We start from the raw sequence: 13,184 nt of genomic DNA, 5'->3' as shown, positions 1-13,184 counted from the left end.
GATCCCGGCGGGCGGGGCTACTCCCGGCCCGCGGACGCGAAGGTCATGTCCGCGTAGCGCTCGCCGGCCACCGCGGCCGCGATGGGCTCCAGCCGGGCCAGTTCCCCCTCGGTGAGCGTGATCCGGGTCGCCCCCACGTTCTCCTCCACCCGGCTCGCCCTGCGGGTGCCCGGGACGGGGACCACGGTCAGGCCGTCGACCGTCGCGCGCTGCTGGACCCAGGCCAGGGCGATCTGGCCGAGCGTGGCACCGTGGGCCCCGGCGATCTCGCGGACCGGCTCCAGCAGGGCCGCGTTGGCGGACGCGTTGGCACCGGTGAAGCGGGGCTGGAGGCGGCGGAAGTCGTCGGCGGTGAGGTCCTGGCCGGCATCGGTGAACGAGCCGGTGAGGAAGCCGCGGCCCAGCGGCGAGTACGGCACGAGCGCGACACCCAGCTCCCGTGCGGCCGGCACGACCCGCGCCTCGATGTCCCGGCTGAACAGCGACCACTCCGACTGCACGGCCGCGATCGGGTGCACGGCGTGGGCCGCCCGCAGCTCGTCGGCGGTGACCTCGCTGAGGCCGAGGTGCTTGACCTTGCCCTCGCCGACCAGCTCCGCCATCGTCCCGACGGTCTCCTCGATGGGGACGTTCACATCGCGGCGGTGCATGTAGTACAGGTCGATCACGTCGACTCCGAGCCGCTTCAGACTGCCCTCGACGGCGTCGCGGATGTACGGCGGGTCGTTACGGATGATCCGCTTGGTCCGGTCGTCCGGGTCGTAGGACAGGGCGAACTTGGTCGCGATGACGATCTCGTCCCGGTGTGCCCGGAAGAAGGGGGCGAGGAACCGCTCGTTGTCGCCGGTGCCGTAGAAGTCGGCGGTGTCGTAGAGGGTGACGCCGAGTTCGAGGGCCCGGTCCAGCGCCGCCCGGGCCTGGTCGGTGTCGGTGGGCCCGTACATGGCGCTCATGCCCATGCAGCCGAGGCCCTGCACGCCGGCCTCCGGCCCCTGGGCGCCGAGCCGGACCGTCGGGATCCTGACGTCGGTCATCGGGTGGTCCCCTCCATCGCGTAGAAGCTGATCTTGCGGTCGAGCACCGCGAGCGTGTCCTGCAGTTCGGCGATCCGGTCCAGGACGTCCCGGCGGGTGGACACCAGCAGGTCCCGCCGCTCCGCGTAGGTGTGCTCGCCCTCCCTGACGAGTTCCGCGTACCGGACCATGTCCGCCACCGGCATGCCGGTCAGCCGGAGCTTGGTCACGAAGCCCAGCCAGTCCAGGTCCCGGTTGCTGTAGCGGCGCTGCCCGGTGTGCGAGCGGTCGACGTGCGGCATCAGGCCGATCCGCTCGTACCAGCGCAGGGTGTGCGCGGTCAGACCGGTGAAGGCGACGACCTCGCTGATCGTGTAGCGGTCCTCGCCGTCGGGGCGGGGATGGCGCCGGGGCGGGGCGGAGCAGATGTCGGCCGGGGTGGCCGGCTCGATGGTCGCTGGCGTGGTCTGCATCACCGTCATGACCCCACGCTATGAGGTTGGAGTGCACTCCAAGCAAGCCGGTCCGGGAGAAAACCACGGGACGGGCCGGAGCGGTGCAACTACCGTGCGGCGCATGAGTCTTGCACGCCGGGCCCGGCCCGAGGACGCCGCGGAAGTACTGCGACTGCGCCAGGTGATGATCGATTCCCTGTGGTCCGGTGGGGGCGCCGGGCAGGCCGACTGGCACGCGGAGTCGCTGCCGACGCTGCGGGAACGGCTCGCCGAGGAGGACGGGGACTTCAGCGCGTTCGTCGTGGAGCGGCCCGGCCGGCCGGGGTCGCTGGCCGCGCTGGTGGCGGGGTCGGTGGACTACCGGATCGGGAACGCCAGGAGTCCGCGGGGGCGGGTCGGGTACGTCTTCTGCGTCGCGACCGACCCGGACGCCCGGCGGCGGGGGTACGCGCGCGCGTGCATGGAGGAACTGCTGGCCTGGTTCCGGGCCCGGGGCACCGGGCACGTGCTGCTCAACGCCTCACCGGAGGCCGAGCCGCTGTACGCCTCCCTGGGCTTCCGGCGCGATCCGGACCCGTCGATGCGGCTGCTGCTGTGAGCCGCATAGGCTCGGTCGCATGTCGTTGCAGAGTCTGGCGCTGATCGAGAACTGGCCCGTCCCCACCGCCGCGGCGGGTGCCGTACGAGCCGACGGGACCGTGCTCGGGACGCACGGCCCCGTCGGGCACCGCTTTCCGCTGGCCTCCGTCACCAAGCCGCTGGCCGCCTACGCGGCGCTGGTCGCGTACGAGGAGGGCGCGATCGAGCTGGACGAGCCGGCCGGTCCGCCCGGGGCGACGGTCCGTCATCTGCTCGCCCACACGTCCGGGCTGGCCTTCGACGAGCACCGGGTGACGGCTCCGCCCGGGGAGCGGCGGCTGTACTCCAACGCCGGCTTCGAACAGCTCGGGGACCACATCGCCAAGGCGACGGACATCCCGTTCGCCGAGTATCTGCGGCAGGCGGTGCTGGAGCCGCTGGGCATGACGTCGACGTCGCTGGAGGGGTCGCCGGCGAAGGACGGGGTGTCGACGGTGACGGACCTGATGCGGTTCGCGGCGGAGGTCCAGGCGCCGCGGCTGCTGGATCCGCGGACCGTCGCCGAGGCGATGACGGTGCAGTTCCCGGGGACGAAGGGGGTACTGCCGGGGTACGGGCACCAGAACCCGAACGACTGGGGGCTGGGCTTCGAGATCCGGGACGGCAAGTCCCCGCACTGGACGGGCGGCGCGTCCTCACCGCGCACGTTCGGTCACTTCGGGCAGTCCGGCACGTTCCTGTGGATCGACCCCGACGCCGGACTTGCGGCGGTCGCCCTGACGGACCGGGCGTTCGGCCCGTGGGCGACGGAGGCGTGGCCGCCGTTCACCGACGCGCTGCTCACGGAGGTACGAGGCTGACCCCTCCTGCGGCGAACCGCGCCCCGCGAGGGGCGCGGGGAACCGCGCGACCGGCCACCACGCACCCGCAGGCGGGCGACGGCCGGCTCACGGGGTCAGGTCATCTCCCACAGGAGCAGTTCGGCGGGTGTCGTCGCCACCGTCTCCATACCCTGCGCCCCGGTGATCCGGGCCGAGTCGCCGGGACCCAGCCGGTCTCCGCGGAGGCGCACGTCGCCGCGGACCACCTGGACGTAGAGGTGCGGCGCGTCCGGGAGCGCCGCCCGCTCCCCGGGGCCCAGCCGGCGGACGTGCAGCATCGCTCCGGCCGCCGGAACCGCGTAGGGCGTCGCGTCGGCGATGCCGCGGACGATCTCGTACGCCGGTTCGCCGCCCGGCCGCAGCGGAGCCAGCCACATCTGCACGAAGGTCAGCGGCAGCTCCCCGTCGTTGCGTTCCACGTGCCGCACGCCCGCCGCCGCCCTGAGGTGCTGGACGTCCCCGGCGCGGACCCGCGTCTCACGGCCCGTGGAGTCCCGGTGGGTCAGCTCCCCCTCGACCACCCACGTGACGATCTCGGTGTGGCTGTGCGGGTGTTCGCCGAAGCCGGCACCGGGGACGAGCCGCTCCTCGTTGCAGGCGATCAGCGCACCGAAGCGGAGGTTGTCCGGGTCGTAGTGCGGGCCGAACGAGAAGGCGTGGCGGGACTCGATCCCGGCCTCCGGGTCCCCGCCTCGGTAGCGCTCCGCGGCGCGCCGTACGTCCATCACGGGCACCACCGTAGACCGCGCGGCCACCGCACCGAGGACCCGCCCCGAGGCGCGCACGGCGGCTCGGCGCCGGCCCGGCCGGACCCGTGCCGAGGCTCCCCGGGCGGCTCGGCGCCGACCCGGCGGCGCACGGGCCCGTCCGGATAAGGCAGTCTTGTCCCCGTGCCCGAACCCGAATCCCACCGCATCGATCCCGCAGCAGCCGACCCCCACCTGCACGCCGCGACCCTGAAGCGGCTCGAGAAGTCCTCCGGGACTCTCGCCGCGCAGGCCATCGCGCGCATGGACGAGACCCTGCCGTGGTACCGGGCCATGCCCCCGGAGAACCGTTCCTGGATCGGGCTGGTCGCCCAGGCGGGCATCGCGGCCTTCACCGAGTGGTTCCGGCACCCGGACGCGCCCCAGGCGATCTCCACGGACGTCTTCGGGACCGCGCCGCGCGAACTGACCCGGGCCATCACGCTGCGGCAGACCGTGGAGATGGTGCGCACCACGATCGAGGTCATGGAGAGCGCCATCGACGAGGTGGCCGCGCCGGGGGACGAGGGCGTGCTGCGCGAGGCGCTGCTCGTGTACGCCCGCGAGATCGCCTTCGCCACCGCCCAGGTGTACGCCCAGGCCGCCGAGGCACGCGGTGCCTGGGACGCGCGGCTGGAGTCGCTGGTGGTGAACGCCGTGCTCAGCGGGGAGGCCGACGAGGGCGCCGTCAGCCGGGCCGCCGCGCTGGGCTGGAACTCGCCCGAGCACGTGTGCGTCGTGCTCGGCACCGCGCCCGACGGGGACAGCGAGCTGACCGTGGAGGCCATCCGGCGGGCCGCCCGGCACGCCAAGCTGCAGGTGCTGACGGGGGTGCTGGGGGACCGGCTGGTGGTCATCGCCGGCGGCAGCTCGAATCCGCTCGCCGTCGCCAGGTCGCTGATCGGCCCGTACGCCGCCGGGCCCGTGGTCGCGGGACCCGTCGTACCGGACCTGCTGGCCGCGACCCGGTCCGCGCAGGCCGCCGCCGCCGGGCTGAAGGCCTGTTCCGCCTGGCAGGACGCACCGCGCCCGGTCCTGGCGGACGATCTCCTGCCGGAGCGTGCCATCGCGGGCGATCCGGGCGCCCGCGAGCAGCTGGTGGAGGAGATCTACAGACCGCTGGAAGAGGCGGGCTCGGCGCTGCTGGAAACACTGAGTGTCTACCTGGAGCAGGCGAGCAGCCTGGAAGGCGCGGCCCGGATGCTCTTCGTTCACCCGAACACCGTGCGCTACCGGCTCCGACGTGTGACTGATGTCACCGGATGGTCGCCCTCCGATGTACGATCCGCCTTCACACTGCGGATTGCGCTCATCCTGGGGCGTCTGGCCGACGCCGAAGCCCAGGCATAGGGTTTTGTCGAGGGCCCACAAAAGCCCTCCGTGTTCTTCGTCCCTGTCCTCACGGGCGGCCGTGCCCGTCCCCAAGAGAGAGTGTGAGAGTGCTCGTACTCGTCGCTCCCGGCCAGGGCGCCCAGACGCCCGGCTTCCTGACTCCCTGGCTCGAACTGCCCGGTGCCGCGGACCGTGTCGCCGCATGGTCCGACGCCATCGGACTGGACCTCGCCCATTACGGCACCCAGGCCGACGCCGACGCCATCCGCGACACCGCGGTGGCCCAGCCGCTGCTGGTCGCCGCCGGCCTTCTGTCCGCCGCGGCACTCGGTGCCTACTCGTTCGCCGCCGACACGGCGGGCGCCGAGATCACCCCGGGTGCCGTCGCGGGTCACAGCGTCGGTGAGATCACCGCGGCCGCCTTCGCCGGGGTCCTGAGCGACACGGCGGCCCTCGGTCTGGTCCGCAAGCGGGGTCTGGCGATGGCCGACGCCGCCGCGATCACCGAGACCGGCATGTCGGCGCTGCTCGGCGGCGACCCCGACACCTCCGTGGCGCACCTGGAGAAGCTGGGGCTGACCCCGGCGAACATCAACGGCGCGGGTCAGATCGTCGCCGCCGGTACGCTGGAGCAGCTGGCCGCGCTGAACGAGGACATGCCCGAGGGCGTCCGCAAGGTCATCGCGCTGAAGGTGGCCGGCGCCTTCCACACCCGCCACATGGCCCCCGCGGTCGAGACGCTGGCGAAGGCCGCGGCGGACCTGTCGCCGGCCGACCCGAAGGTCCCTTACGTCTCCAACAAGGACGGCCGGACCGTCGCCTCCGGCACCGAGGTGCTGGAGCGGCTCGTGGGCCAGGTCGCCAACCCCGTGCGCTGGGACCTGTGCATGGAGACCTTCAAGGAGCTGGGCGTCACCGCACTCGTCGAGGTGTGCCCGGGCGGCACCCTGACCGGACTGGCCAAGCGCGCGCTGCCCGGCGTGAAGACGCTGGCCCTGAAGACCCCCGACGACCTCGAGGCGGCTCGCGACCTCATCGCAGAGCACACGGCCTGACAAGGAGTCCGAGCAGCATGGCGAAGATCAAGCCCAGCAAGGGCTCCCCGTACGCACGCATCCTCGGTGTCGGCGGTTACCGGCCGGTCCGGGTCGTGCCGAACGAGGTGATCCTCGAGAAGATCGACTCCTCCGACGAGTGGATCCGTTCGCGCTCCGGCATCGAGACCCGGCACTGGGCGGGCCCGGAGGAGACCGTGGCCGCGATGGCGATCGAGGCCTCCGGCAAGGCGATCGCGGACGCCGGTATCGACGCGGAGCAGATCGGCGCCGTGGTCGTCTCGACCGTCTCGCACTTCAGCCAGACACCCGCCGTCGCCACCGAGATCGCCGACAAGCTCGGCACCGCCAAGGCCGCCGCCTTCGACATCTCCGCCGGCTGCGCGGGCTTCGGCTACGGCCTGACGCTCGCCAAGGGCATGGTGGTGGAAGGTTCCGCCGAGTACGTGCTCGTCATCGGCGTGGAGCGGCTGAGCGACCTGACCGACCTGGAGGACCGGGCGACCGCGTTCCTGTTCGGTGACGGCGCCGGCGCGGTCGTCGTCGGCCCCTCGCAGGAGCCGGCCATCGGGCCGACCGTGTGGGGCTCCGAGGGCGACAAGTCCGAGACCATCAAGCAGACCGTCCCGTGGGACCGGTTCAGGATCGGCGACCTCGCCGAGCTGCCCCTCGACGGCGACGGCAACGTCAAGTTCCCTGCGATCACGCAGGAGGGCCAGGCGGTGTTCCGCTGGGCCGTGTTCGAGATGGCGAAGGTCGCCCAGCAGGCGCTGGACGCGGCCGGAATCACCGCGGACGACTTGGACGTCTTCATCCCGCACCAGGCCAACGTGCGGATCATCGACTCGATGGTGAAGACGCTCAAGCTGCCGGAGCACGTCACGGTCGCCCGTGACATCCGCACCACCGGCAACACCTCGGCCGCCTCGATCCCGCTCGCGATGGAGCGGCTCCTGGCGACCGGGGAGGCGAAGAGCGGCGACACCGCGCTCGTCATCGGATTCGGGGCGGGTCTCGTCTACGCCGCCACGGTCGTTACCCTCCCCTAGGCACTCCGTGCCGGATCATGCGATTCGGCAGGGGGACAACTGCCACAAACCGTCTGGAATATCTAAGAAGGAGCGCCTGACATGGCCGCCACCCAGGAAGAGATCGTCGCCGGTCTCGCCGAAATCGTGAACGAGATCGCCGGCATCCCGGTTGAGGACGTCCAGCTGGACAAGTCCTTCACCGACGACCTGGACGTCGACTCGCTGTCCATGGTCGAGGTCGTCGTCGCCGCCGAGGAGCGCTTCGACGTGAAGATCCCGGACGAGGACGTCAAGAACCTCAAGACCGTCGGCGACGCGACCGACTACATCCTCAAGCACCAGGCCTGAGCCACCCTGTAGGCCGTCAGGCTGCAAGGCCCCGCCACCCGGCGGTGGCGCCGTCGAATCCCGCATCCGTTGGAGAAAGAATTCCCGTGAGCCCGACCAATCGCACCGTGGTCGTCACCGGTATCGGCGCAACCACACCGCTGGGTGGCGACGCAGCTTCGTTCTGGGAGGCCCTGGTCGCCGGCAAGTCCGGTGTCAGCCTCCTGGAGCAGGACTGGGCGGCCGATCTGCCGGTTCGCATCGCCGCTCAGATCGCCGTCGAGCCGGGCGAGATCATCCCCCGGCCGCAGGCCCGCAAGCTGGACCGGTCCGCGCAGTTCGCGCTGATCGCCGCTCAGGAGGCCTGGAAGGACGCCGGTTTCACCGCCAAGGCCGGCGAGGACGTGTCCGTGAACCCGGACCGTCTCGGTGCGGTCATCGCCTCCGGCATCGGTGGCGTGACGACCCTCCTGGACCAGTACGACGTCCTCAAGGAGAAGGGCGTCCGCCGCGTCTCCCCGCACACCGTGCCGATGCTGATGCCCAACTCCCCGGCGGCCAACGTCGGTATCGAGCTGGGTGCCCGCGCCGGTGTGCACACCCCGGTCTCGGCCTGCGCCTCGGGCGCGGAGGCCATCGGGTACGCGATCGAGATGATCCGCACCGGGCGTGCGGACGTGGTCGTGGCCGGTGGTACCGAGGCCGCCATCCATCCGCTTCCCATCGTCGCGTTCGGCAACATGATGGCGATGTCCAAGAACAACGACGACCCGCAGGGCGCCTCGCGCCCCTACGACGCCGGCCGTGACGGCTTCGTGCTCGGCGAGGGCGCCGGTGTGATCGTCCTGGAGTCCGAGGAGCACGCGAAGGCCCGCGGCGCGCGGATCTACGCCGAGGCGGTCGGGCAGGGCATCTCCGCCGACGCCCACCACATCACGCAGCCGGAGCCGTCGGGCAACGGCATCGCGCACGCGCTGCAGAACCTGCTCGACAACACCGACCTGAAGCCGGCCGAGATCGTGCACGTCAACGCGCACGCCACGTCGACGCCGCAGGGTGACGTCGCCGAGATCAAGGCGCTGCGCAAGGTCTTCGGCGACGACGTCGACCACATGGCCATCTCGGCGACCAAGTCGATGACGGGTCATCTGCTCGGCGGTGCCGGCGGCATCGAGACCGTCGCGTCGATCCTGGCGCTGGTGAACCGTACGGCTCCGCCCACGATCAACGTGCGTGAGCTGGACCCCGAGGTCAACGCGGACGTCGTCGTCGGCGAGGCGCGTCAGCTGCCCGAGGGCCGCATCGCCGCGCTGAACGACTCGTTCGGGTTCGGCGGGCACAACGTGGTGCTGGCGTTCCGCACGATCTGAGTCCCGTGACGTCCGATGGCCCGGTCTCCTTCGGTGGAGACCGGGCCATCGCCGTCGGTGGCGGGGTGGTGTCAGACCACCTGGTGCAGCCAGCGGACCGGGGCTCCCTCTCCCGCGTAGCGGAAGGGCTCCAGTTCGTCGTCCCAGGGCTTGCCGAGGAGCTTGGCCAGTTCGGCTTCCAGGTCCGTCTCGCCCCGCTGAGACCGGGTCAGGGCCGCGCGGAGGCGGTCCTCGGGGATGAGGATGTCGCCGTGGATGCCGGTGACGGCGTGGAAGATGCCCAGGTCGGGGGTGCAGCTGTAGCGCTCGCCCTCGGCGGTGGGGCAGGGCTCGGCGGTGACCTCGAAGCGGAGCAGGTGCCAGCCGCGCAGGGCGGAGGCGAGCTTGGAGGCGGTGCCGGCCTCGGCCTGCCAGGAGAACTCCGAGCGCCAGGTGCCGGGGGCCGCGGGCTGCCGGATCCAGTCGAGGCTGACACGCGTGCCGAGCACCCCGGCGACGGCCCACTCGACATGCGGGCACAGCGCGCGCGGCGCGGAGTGCACGTACAGAACTCCACGTGTCGTCACCGGAACCTCCGGGCAGAGCGGGACATCTTGCGGACTGGCTGGGCGGCAGTGGCGCGACGGCCGCGTTGATGGCGAGGCTACCGTGCGGCGGCGCAAGGAGTGTGACGTACCGTCGGTCCCGCTGCCAGGAAAACGCTGCCATTCACCCAGGGGGACGCTTGTACGGGGGTGCGCCGTTCCCGGGTTCCCGGCCGGGAACCCTCGCACGTTGTTATGGGAGGGAGCGCCTGACCGTCGACCGAGGGGAACAGCAGGGATGCGGAAGCGAAGCCACCGTGTGCGGGCCGTTCTCGCCGTCGTGACGGCCGCCTTGCTGGGCGCCGCCGGATGCGACGGCGTGGACGGCGGTGCGCCCACGCCCGACGGCACGAAGGCGCGCGCGGCCCGGCCGCCGGTGTGGGACCGCAGCCCGGACTCGGTCGCCGCGGTGGGCGACTCCATCACGCGCGGCTTCGACGCGTGCACGGTGCTGTCGGACTGTCCGGAGGTGTCGTGGGCGACGGGCGGCGACGCCGGGGTGGACAGCCTGGCGGTGCGGCTGCTGGGTGTGCGGGGGGCGGCCGAGCGCAGCTGGAACTACGCGGTGACGGGCGCGCGCATGGCCGACCTGCCGGAGCAGATCGAACAGGCGGCCGCCCACAGCCCGGAGCTGGTGACGGTGATGGTCGGGGCGAACGACGCCTGCCGCTCGTCGGCGTCGGCGATGACGCCGGTGTCGGCGTTCCGCGCGGACTTCGAGGAGGCGATGAGCACGCTGCGCGCGACGCTGCCGAAGACGCAGGTGTACGTGGCGAGCGTGCCGAACCTGAAGCGGCTGTGGTCCGAGGGCCGGACGAACACGCTGGGCAAGCAGGTGTGGAAGCTCGGCATCTGTCCGTCGATGCTGGGCGACGCGGACGACCTGACCGGCGCGGCGACGCTGCGGCGGGACTCGGTGCAGCAGCGGGTGGTCGAGTACAACAAGGTGCTGAAGGAGGTCTGCGCCAAGGACCGCCGCTGCCGTTTCGACCGCAACGCGGTGTACGACTACCGGTTCGGCACGGATCAGCTCAGTCACTGGGACTGGTTCCATCCCAGCAAGGACGGCCAGGCCCGGCTGGCGGAGATCGCGTACCGGGCGATCACGGCGCGGAACCCGTGACCTGACGGCCGCCGCCGGTCCGGCTCCGGCGGGTGCGGCCGTGAAGCCCCGGTCCAGGGGTCAGGTCCCGGACCGGGGCTGTTCGCGGGGGCTTTGTCCCCGGTGTGCGGGGACTGTCCCGGATCAGACGTTAATCGGCGCGGTGAGCCTGAGGTCGGCGACGGAGCGTCCGACGGAGATCTCGTACGAACCCTTCACACACGACCACGCCTTCGCCGTCTCGTCCCAGACCTCGAAGGCGCGGCGCGGGAGGTCCACGGTCACCTCGGCGCTCTCCCCGGGGCCGGCCTCGACGGACGTGAACCCGGCCAGCCGGCGCGCGGGGCGCTCGGGGCCGGGCCCGGCCGGGCAGACGTAGACCTGGACGACCTCGCGGCCGGGCCGCCCGCCGGTGTTGCGGAGGCGGACGCGGACGGTGGTGCCGTCGACGTCGAGGGAGTCGTAGGCCCAGTCGGTGTAGCCGAGGCCGTGGCCGAACGGGTACGAGGGGGTGCGGCCGGCCCGCTCCCAGGCGCGGTAGCCGATGAACACGTTCTCGGTGTACGGCAGCTCGCCGTCGACCGGGGTGACCTGGGTGACCGGGGCGTCGGCGAGGGCGCCCCAGGTGGTGGGGAGCCGTCCGCCGGGCTCGTGGGCACCGGTGAGGACGTCGGCGAGCGCGGCGCCGCCCTCCTGGCCGGGGAACCAGCTCAGCAGGACCGCGGCGACCTCGTCCCGCCAGGGCAGTTCCACCGGTGAGCCGGAGTTGACGACCACGACGGTGTCCGGGTTGGCGGCGGCGACCGCCCGGACCAGGTCGTCCTGGCGGCCGGGGAGGTTCAGGTCACGACGGTCGTAGCCCTCGGACTCGACGCGGTCGGTGGTGGCGACCAGGACCACGGCGGTGTCGGCGGTGCGGGCGGCCGCGGCGGCCTCGGCGATCAGTTCGTCGGCGTCGCGCTGCGGACCGGAGTGGGCGAGGGCGAAGGTGACCACCTTCATCGGCGTGTCCTCGGGCAGCCGGACGACGTGGGTGAGGGAGACGTCGACCGGCTCGCCGGCGGTGAGTCCGGCCCGGGCTCGGGGCACGGGGGCGCCGAAGAAGGCCTCGAAGGGGTCCTCCTTGCCGGCGCGCTGGACGTCGTCGTAGTACGTCGTCCCGCCGACGGTGAGGGTGAAGGCGCCCGTGCCCTTGATGCCGAAGGTGTGCGGGCCGGACTCGCGCGGGGTGAAGGTGCCGGTCAGTTCGATGGTGTGGAGCGTGTCGTGGGTGACGCCGTCGGGGAGGTCGCTGCCCATCCACTGGATGAGGCCGCCCGGTGCGGAACGGGTGCCGATGATCTCGCCGTCGGTGTCCCGGCAGACGGCCCGCAGGCTGAAGCCCTGGCCGGCGACGGCGAGTTCGGTGGCCGGGTCGGCGCCGACGGCGTAGCTGAGGGTGCCTTCGGGCAGCGCGGCGGTGAGGCCGTCGAGCGGGGAGACGATGCGGGCCGGGAAGACGGTGGCGGAGCCGCCGCCGAGGACGCGGGCGTCACGGGCGGCGGCGCCGATCAGGGCCACGGTCCCCGGCTTCAGCGGGAGGGCGCCCCGCTCGTTGCGGACGAGTACGAAGGAGCGGCGGGCGATCTCGCGGGCCAGGGCCTCGCCGTCGACCGGCGCGGGGAGTTCGGCGACCGCCGGTCCGGCGCCGTCCAGGATGCCGACGCGGGCGGCGAGCCGCAGCACGCGGCGGACGGCGGCGTCGACGGTGGCCTCGTCGACCTCGCCGTCCCGGACGGCCTGGGCGAGGGCGGGGCCGTATACGGTCCTGGGGCCGGGCATGGCGACGTCGAGGCCGCCGTTGACGGCGCCGACGGTGTCCCGGGCGGCCATCCAGTCGGAGACGTTGACGCCGTCGAAGCCCCATTCGCCGCGCAGGACCTCGTTGACCAGGTGGTGGTGCTCGGTCATGGTCGTGCCGTTGACCGTGTTGTAGGCGGTCATGACGCCCCAGGGGCGGGCGTTCTCGACGATCGCCTCGAAGGGGGCCAGGTACAGCTCACGCAGGGCGCGTTCGGGGACCAGGTTGTTCACCGTGAAGCGGTCGGTCTCGGCGTCATTGGCGACGAAGTGCTTGACGGTGGTGCCGACTCCGCCGGACTGGACGCCACGGACGTAGCCGGCGCCGATGGCACCGGTGAGGTACGGGTCCTCGCTGTAGCACTCGAAGTGGCGTCCGCCGAGCGGGGAGCGGTGCAGGTTGACCGTGGGCGCGAGCAGGACGTGGACGCCCTTGCGCCGGGCCTCCTGGGCGAGCAGCACCCCGGCCCGGCTCGCGAGTTCCGGGTCCCAGGTGGCGGCGAGGGCGGTCGGTGAGGGCAGGGCGACGGAGGGGTCGTCCGCGGTCCAGCGCACGCCCCGGACGCCGATCGGGCCGTCGGACATGACCAGGGACTTCAGGCCGATCTCGGGCAGGGCGGGCAGGGTCCACATGTCCTGGCCGGCCAGCAGCCGGGTCTTGGCGTCGAGGCCGAGTTTTCCGAGGGCGGCCTCCACGACCGCCTCGCGGGCGTTCTCGGCCGGGGTGAGCTGGGATCCCGCCATCGGGGTTCCTCCTCGTCGAGTCCGTGCAGGTGCCTCCCATCGTGCATCCGTTACCTGCAGAGCGGCGTTCCGCGATTTCCCGCACCTGCCGGGCGAACCGCTGACCTGAACGCACGGTCGGCTCGC

Annotated in this window: 13 protein-coding genes; 8 read left to right on the top strand and 5 right to left on the bottom strand. The window is 72.4% G+C overall.

Annotated features, from left to right (window positions below; translation table 11 throughout):
• Positions 1–17: 17 nt before the first annotated feature.
• Together JK359_RS02915 and JK359_RS02910 are read right to left on the bottom strand one after the other, a co-directional pair.
• Entirely contained in the window at positions 18–1,034 is a 1,017-nt protein-coding gene (locus JK359_RS02915) for an aldo/keto reductase (RefSeq protein WP_201831220.1), read from the bottom strand.
• Positions 1,031–1,495, bottom strand: a complete 465-nt coding sequence (locus JK359_RS02910) for a MerR family transcriptional regulator (RefSeq protein ID WP_201831218.1) — start codon at positions 1,493–1,495, stop codon at positions 1,031–1,033. Before JK359_RS02910 ends, JK359_RS02915 begins: the two co-directional genes overlap by 4 nt.
• Before the next feature lie 94 nt (positions 1,496–1,589).
• Between JK359_RS02910 and JK359_RS02905 the strand changes: the two genes are divergently transcribed.
• Both JK359_RS02905 and JK359_RS02900 read left to right on the top strand, forming a co-directional pair.
• Positions 1,590–2,066 (top strand): GNAT family N-acetyltransferase, encoded by a 477-nt coding sequence (locus JK359_RS02905; RefSeq protein WP_201831216.1) that lies wholly within the window; start codon positions 1,590–1,592, stop codon positions 2,064–2,066.
• 19 nt (positions 2,067–2,085) lie between these two features.
• The gene (locus JK359_RS02900; protein ID WP_201831214.1) at positions 2,086–2,907 is read left to right on the top strand and encodes a serine hydrolase domain-containing protein; all 822 of its coding nucleotides are present in this window, start codon (positions 2,086–2,088) and stop codon (positions 2,905–2,907) included.
• Positions 2,908–3,002: 95 nt separating this feature from the next.
• Here JK359_RS02900 and JK359_RS02895 read toward each other — a convergent pair whose 3' ends face one another.
• Positions 3,003–3,653: a pirin family protein gene (locus JK359_RS02895; RefSeq protein WP_201831681.1), complete on the bottom strand. Its 651-nt coding sequence runs from the start codon at positions 3,651–3,653 to the stop codon at positions 3,003–3,005.
• 165 nt (positions 3,654–3,818) lie between these two features.
• Between JK359_RS02895 and JK359_RS02890 the strand changes: the two genes are divergently transcribed.
• From JK359_RS02890 to fabF, 5 genes are all read left to right on the top strand, one after another.
• Positions 3,819–5,024 (top strand): PucR family transcriptional regulator, encoded by a 1,206-nt coding sequence (locus JK359_RS02890; RefSeq protein WP_201831212.1) that lies wholly within the window; start codon positions 3,819–3,821, stop codon positions 5,022–5,024.
• Positions 5,025–5,113: 89 nt separating this feature from the next.
• Positions 5,114–6,061, top strand: coding sequence for an ACP S-malonyltransferase (locus tag JK359_RS02885; protein WP_201831210.1), 948 nt, complete (start codon positions 5,114–5,116; stop codon positions 6,059–6,061).
• A gap of 17 nt (positions 6,062–6,078) precedes the next feature.
• The gene (locus tag JK359_RS02880; RefSeq protein WP_201831208.1) at positions 6,079–7,110 is read left to right on the top strand and encodes a ketoacyl-ACP synthase III; all 1,032 of its coding nucleotides are present in this window, start codon (positions 6,079–6,081) and stop codon (positions 7,108–7,110) included.
• An 81-nt stretch (positions 7,111–7,191) separates the two neighbouring features.
• A complete protein-coding gene (locus JK359_RS02875) occupies positions 7,192–7,440 on the top strand; it encodes an acyl carrier protein (protein ID WP_030341284.1) in 249 nt (82 codons plus the stop codon).
• Between the two features lie 86 nt (positions 7,441–7,526).
• Entirely contained in the window at positions 7,527–8,789 is a 1,263-nt protein-coding gene (fabF, locus tag JK359_RS02870; RefSeq protein WP_201831206.1) for a beta-ketoacyl-ACP synthase II, read from the top strand.
• Positions 8,790–8,860: 71 nt separating this feature from the next.
• Here the strand turns inward: fabF and JK359_RS02865 are convergent, their stop codons facing one another.
• A complete protein-coding gene (locus JK359_RS02865; RefSeq protein ID WP_201831204.1) occupies positions 8,861–9,355 on the bottom strand; it encodes a DUF3145 domain-containing protein in 495 nt (164 codons plus the stop codon).
• 256 nt (positions 9,356–9,611) lie between these two features.
• On the opposite strand from JK359_RS02865, the gene JK359_RS02860 reads away from it, so the two are divergent.
• Entirely contained in the window at positions 9,612–10,496 is an 885-nt protein-coding gene (locus JK359_RS02860) for an SGNH/GDSL hydrolase family protein (protein ID WP_201831202.1), read from the top strand.
• Positions 10,497–10,619: 123 nt separating this feature from the next.
• Here JK359_RS02860 and JK359_RS02855 read toward each other — a convergent pair whose 3' ends face one another.
• A complete protein-coding gene (locus JK359_RS02855) occupies positions 10,620–13,058 on the bottom strand; it encodes a glycoside hydrolase family 3 protein (RefSeq protein WP_201831200.1) in 2,439 nt (812 codons plus the stop codon).
• Positions 13,059–13,184 lie beyond the last annotated feature (126 nt).

This window comes from Streptomyces actinomycinicus (assembly GCF_016741775.1).
Taxonomy (GTDB): Bacteria; Actinomycetota; Actinomycetes; order Streptomycetales; family Streptomycetaceae; genus Streptomyces; species Streptomyces actinomycinicus.
Note: the sequence above shows the minus strand (reverse complement) of the source record. Positions and strands in the feature narration are given on the sequence as shown.

Excerpts from the sequence above, each read along its gene's own strand:
- JK359_RS02915 (WP_201831220.1), bottom strand. The coding sequence starts at position 1,034 with ATGACCGACGTCAGGATCCCGACGGTCCGGCTCGGCGCCCAGGGGCCG.
- JK359_RS02910 (WP_201831218.1), bottom strand. The coding sequence starts at position 1,495 with ATGACGGTGATGCAGACCACGCCAGCGACCATCGAGCCGGCCACCCCG.
- JK359_RS02905 (WP_201831216.1), top strand. The coding sequence starts at position 1,590 with ATGAGTCTTGCACGCCGGGCCCGGCCCGAGGACGCCGCGGAAGTACTG.
- JK359_RS02900 (WP_201831214.1), top strand. The coding sequence starts at position 2,086 with ATGTCGTTGCAGAGTCTGGCGCTGATCGAGAACTGGCCCGTCCCCACC.
- JK359_RS02895 (WP_201831681.1), bottom strand. The coding sequence starts at position 3,653 with ATGGACGTACGGCGCGCCGCGGAGCGCTACCGAGGCGGGGACCCGGAG.
- JK359_RS02880 (WP_201831208.1), top strand. The coding sequence starts at position 6,079 with ATGGCGAAGATCAAGCCCAGCAAGGGCTCCCCGTACGCACGCATCCTC.
- JK359_RS02875 (WP_030341284.1), top strand. The coding sequence starts at position 7,192 with ATGGCCGCCACCCAGGAAGAGATCGTCGCCGGTCTCGCCGAAATCGTG.
- JK359_RS02860 (WP_201831202.1), top strand. The coding sequence starts at position 9,612 with ATGCGGAAGCGAAGCCACCGTGTGCGGGCCGTTCTCGCCGTCGTGACG.
- JK359_RS02855 (WP_201831200.1), bottom strand. The coding sequence starts at position 13,058 with ATGGCGGGATCCCAGCTCACCCCGGCCGAGAACGCCCGCGAGGCGGTC.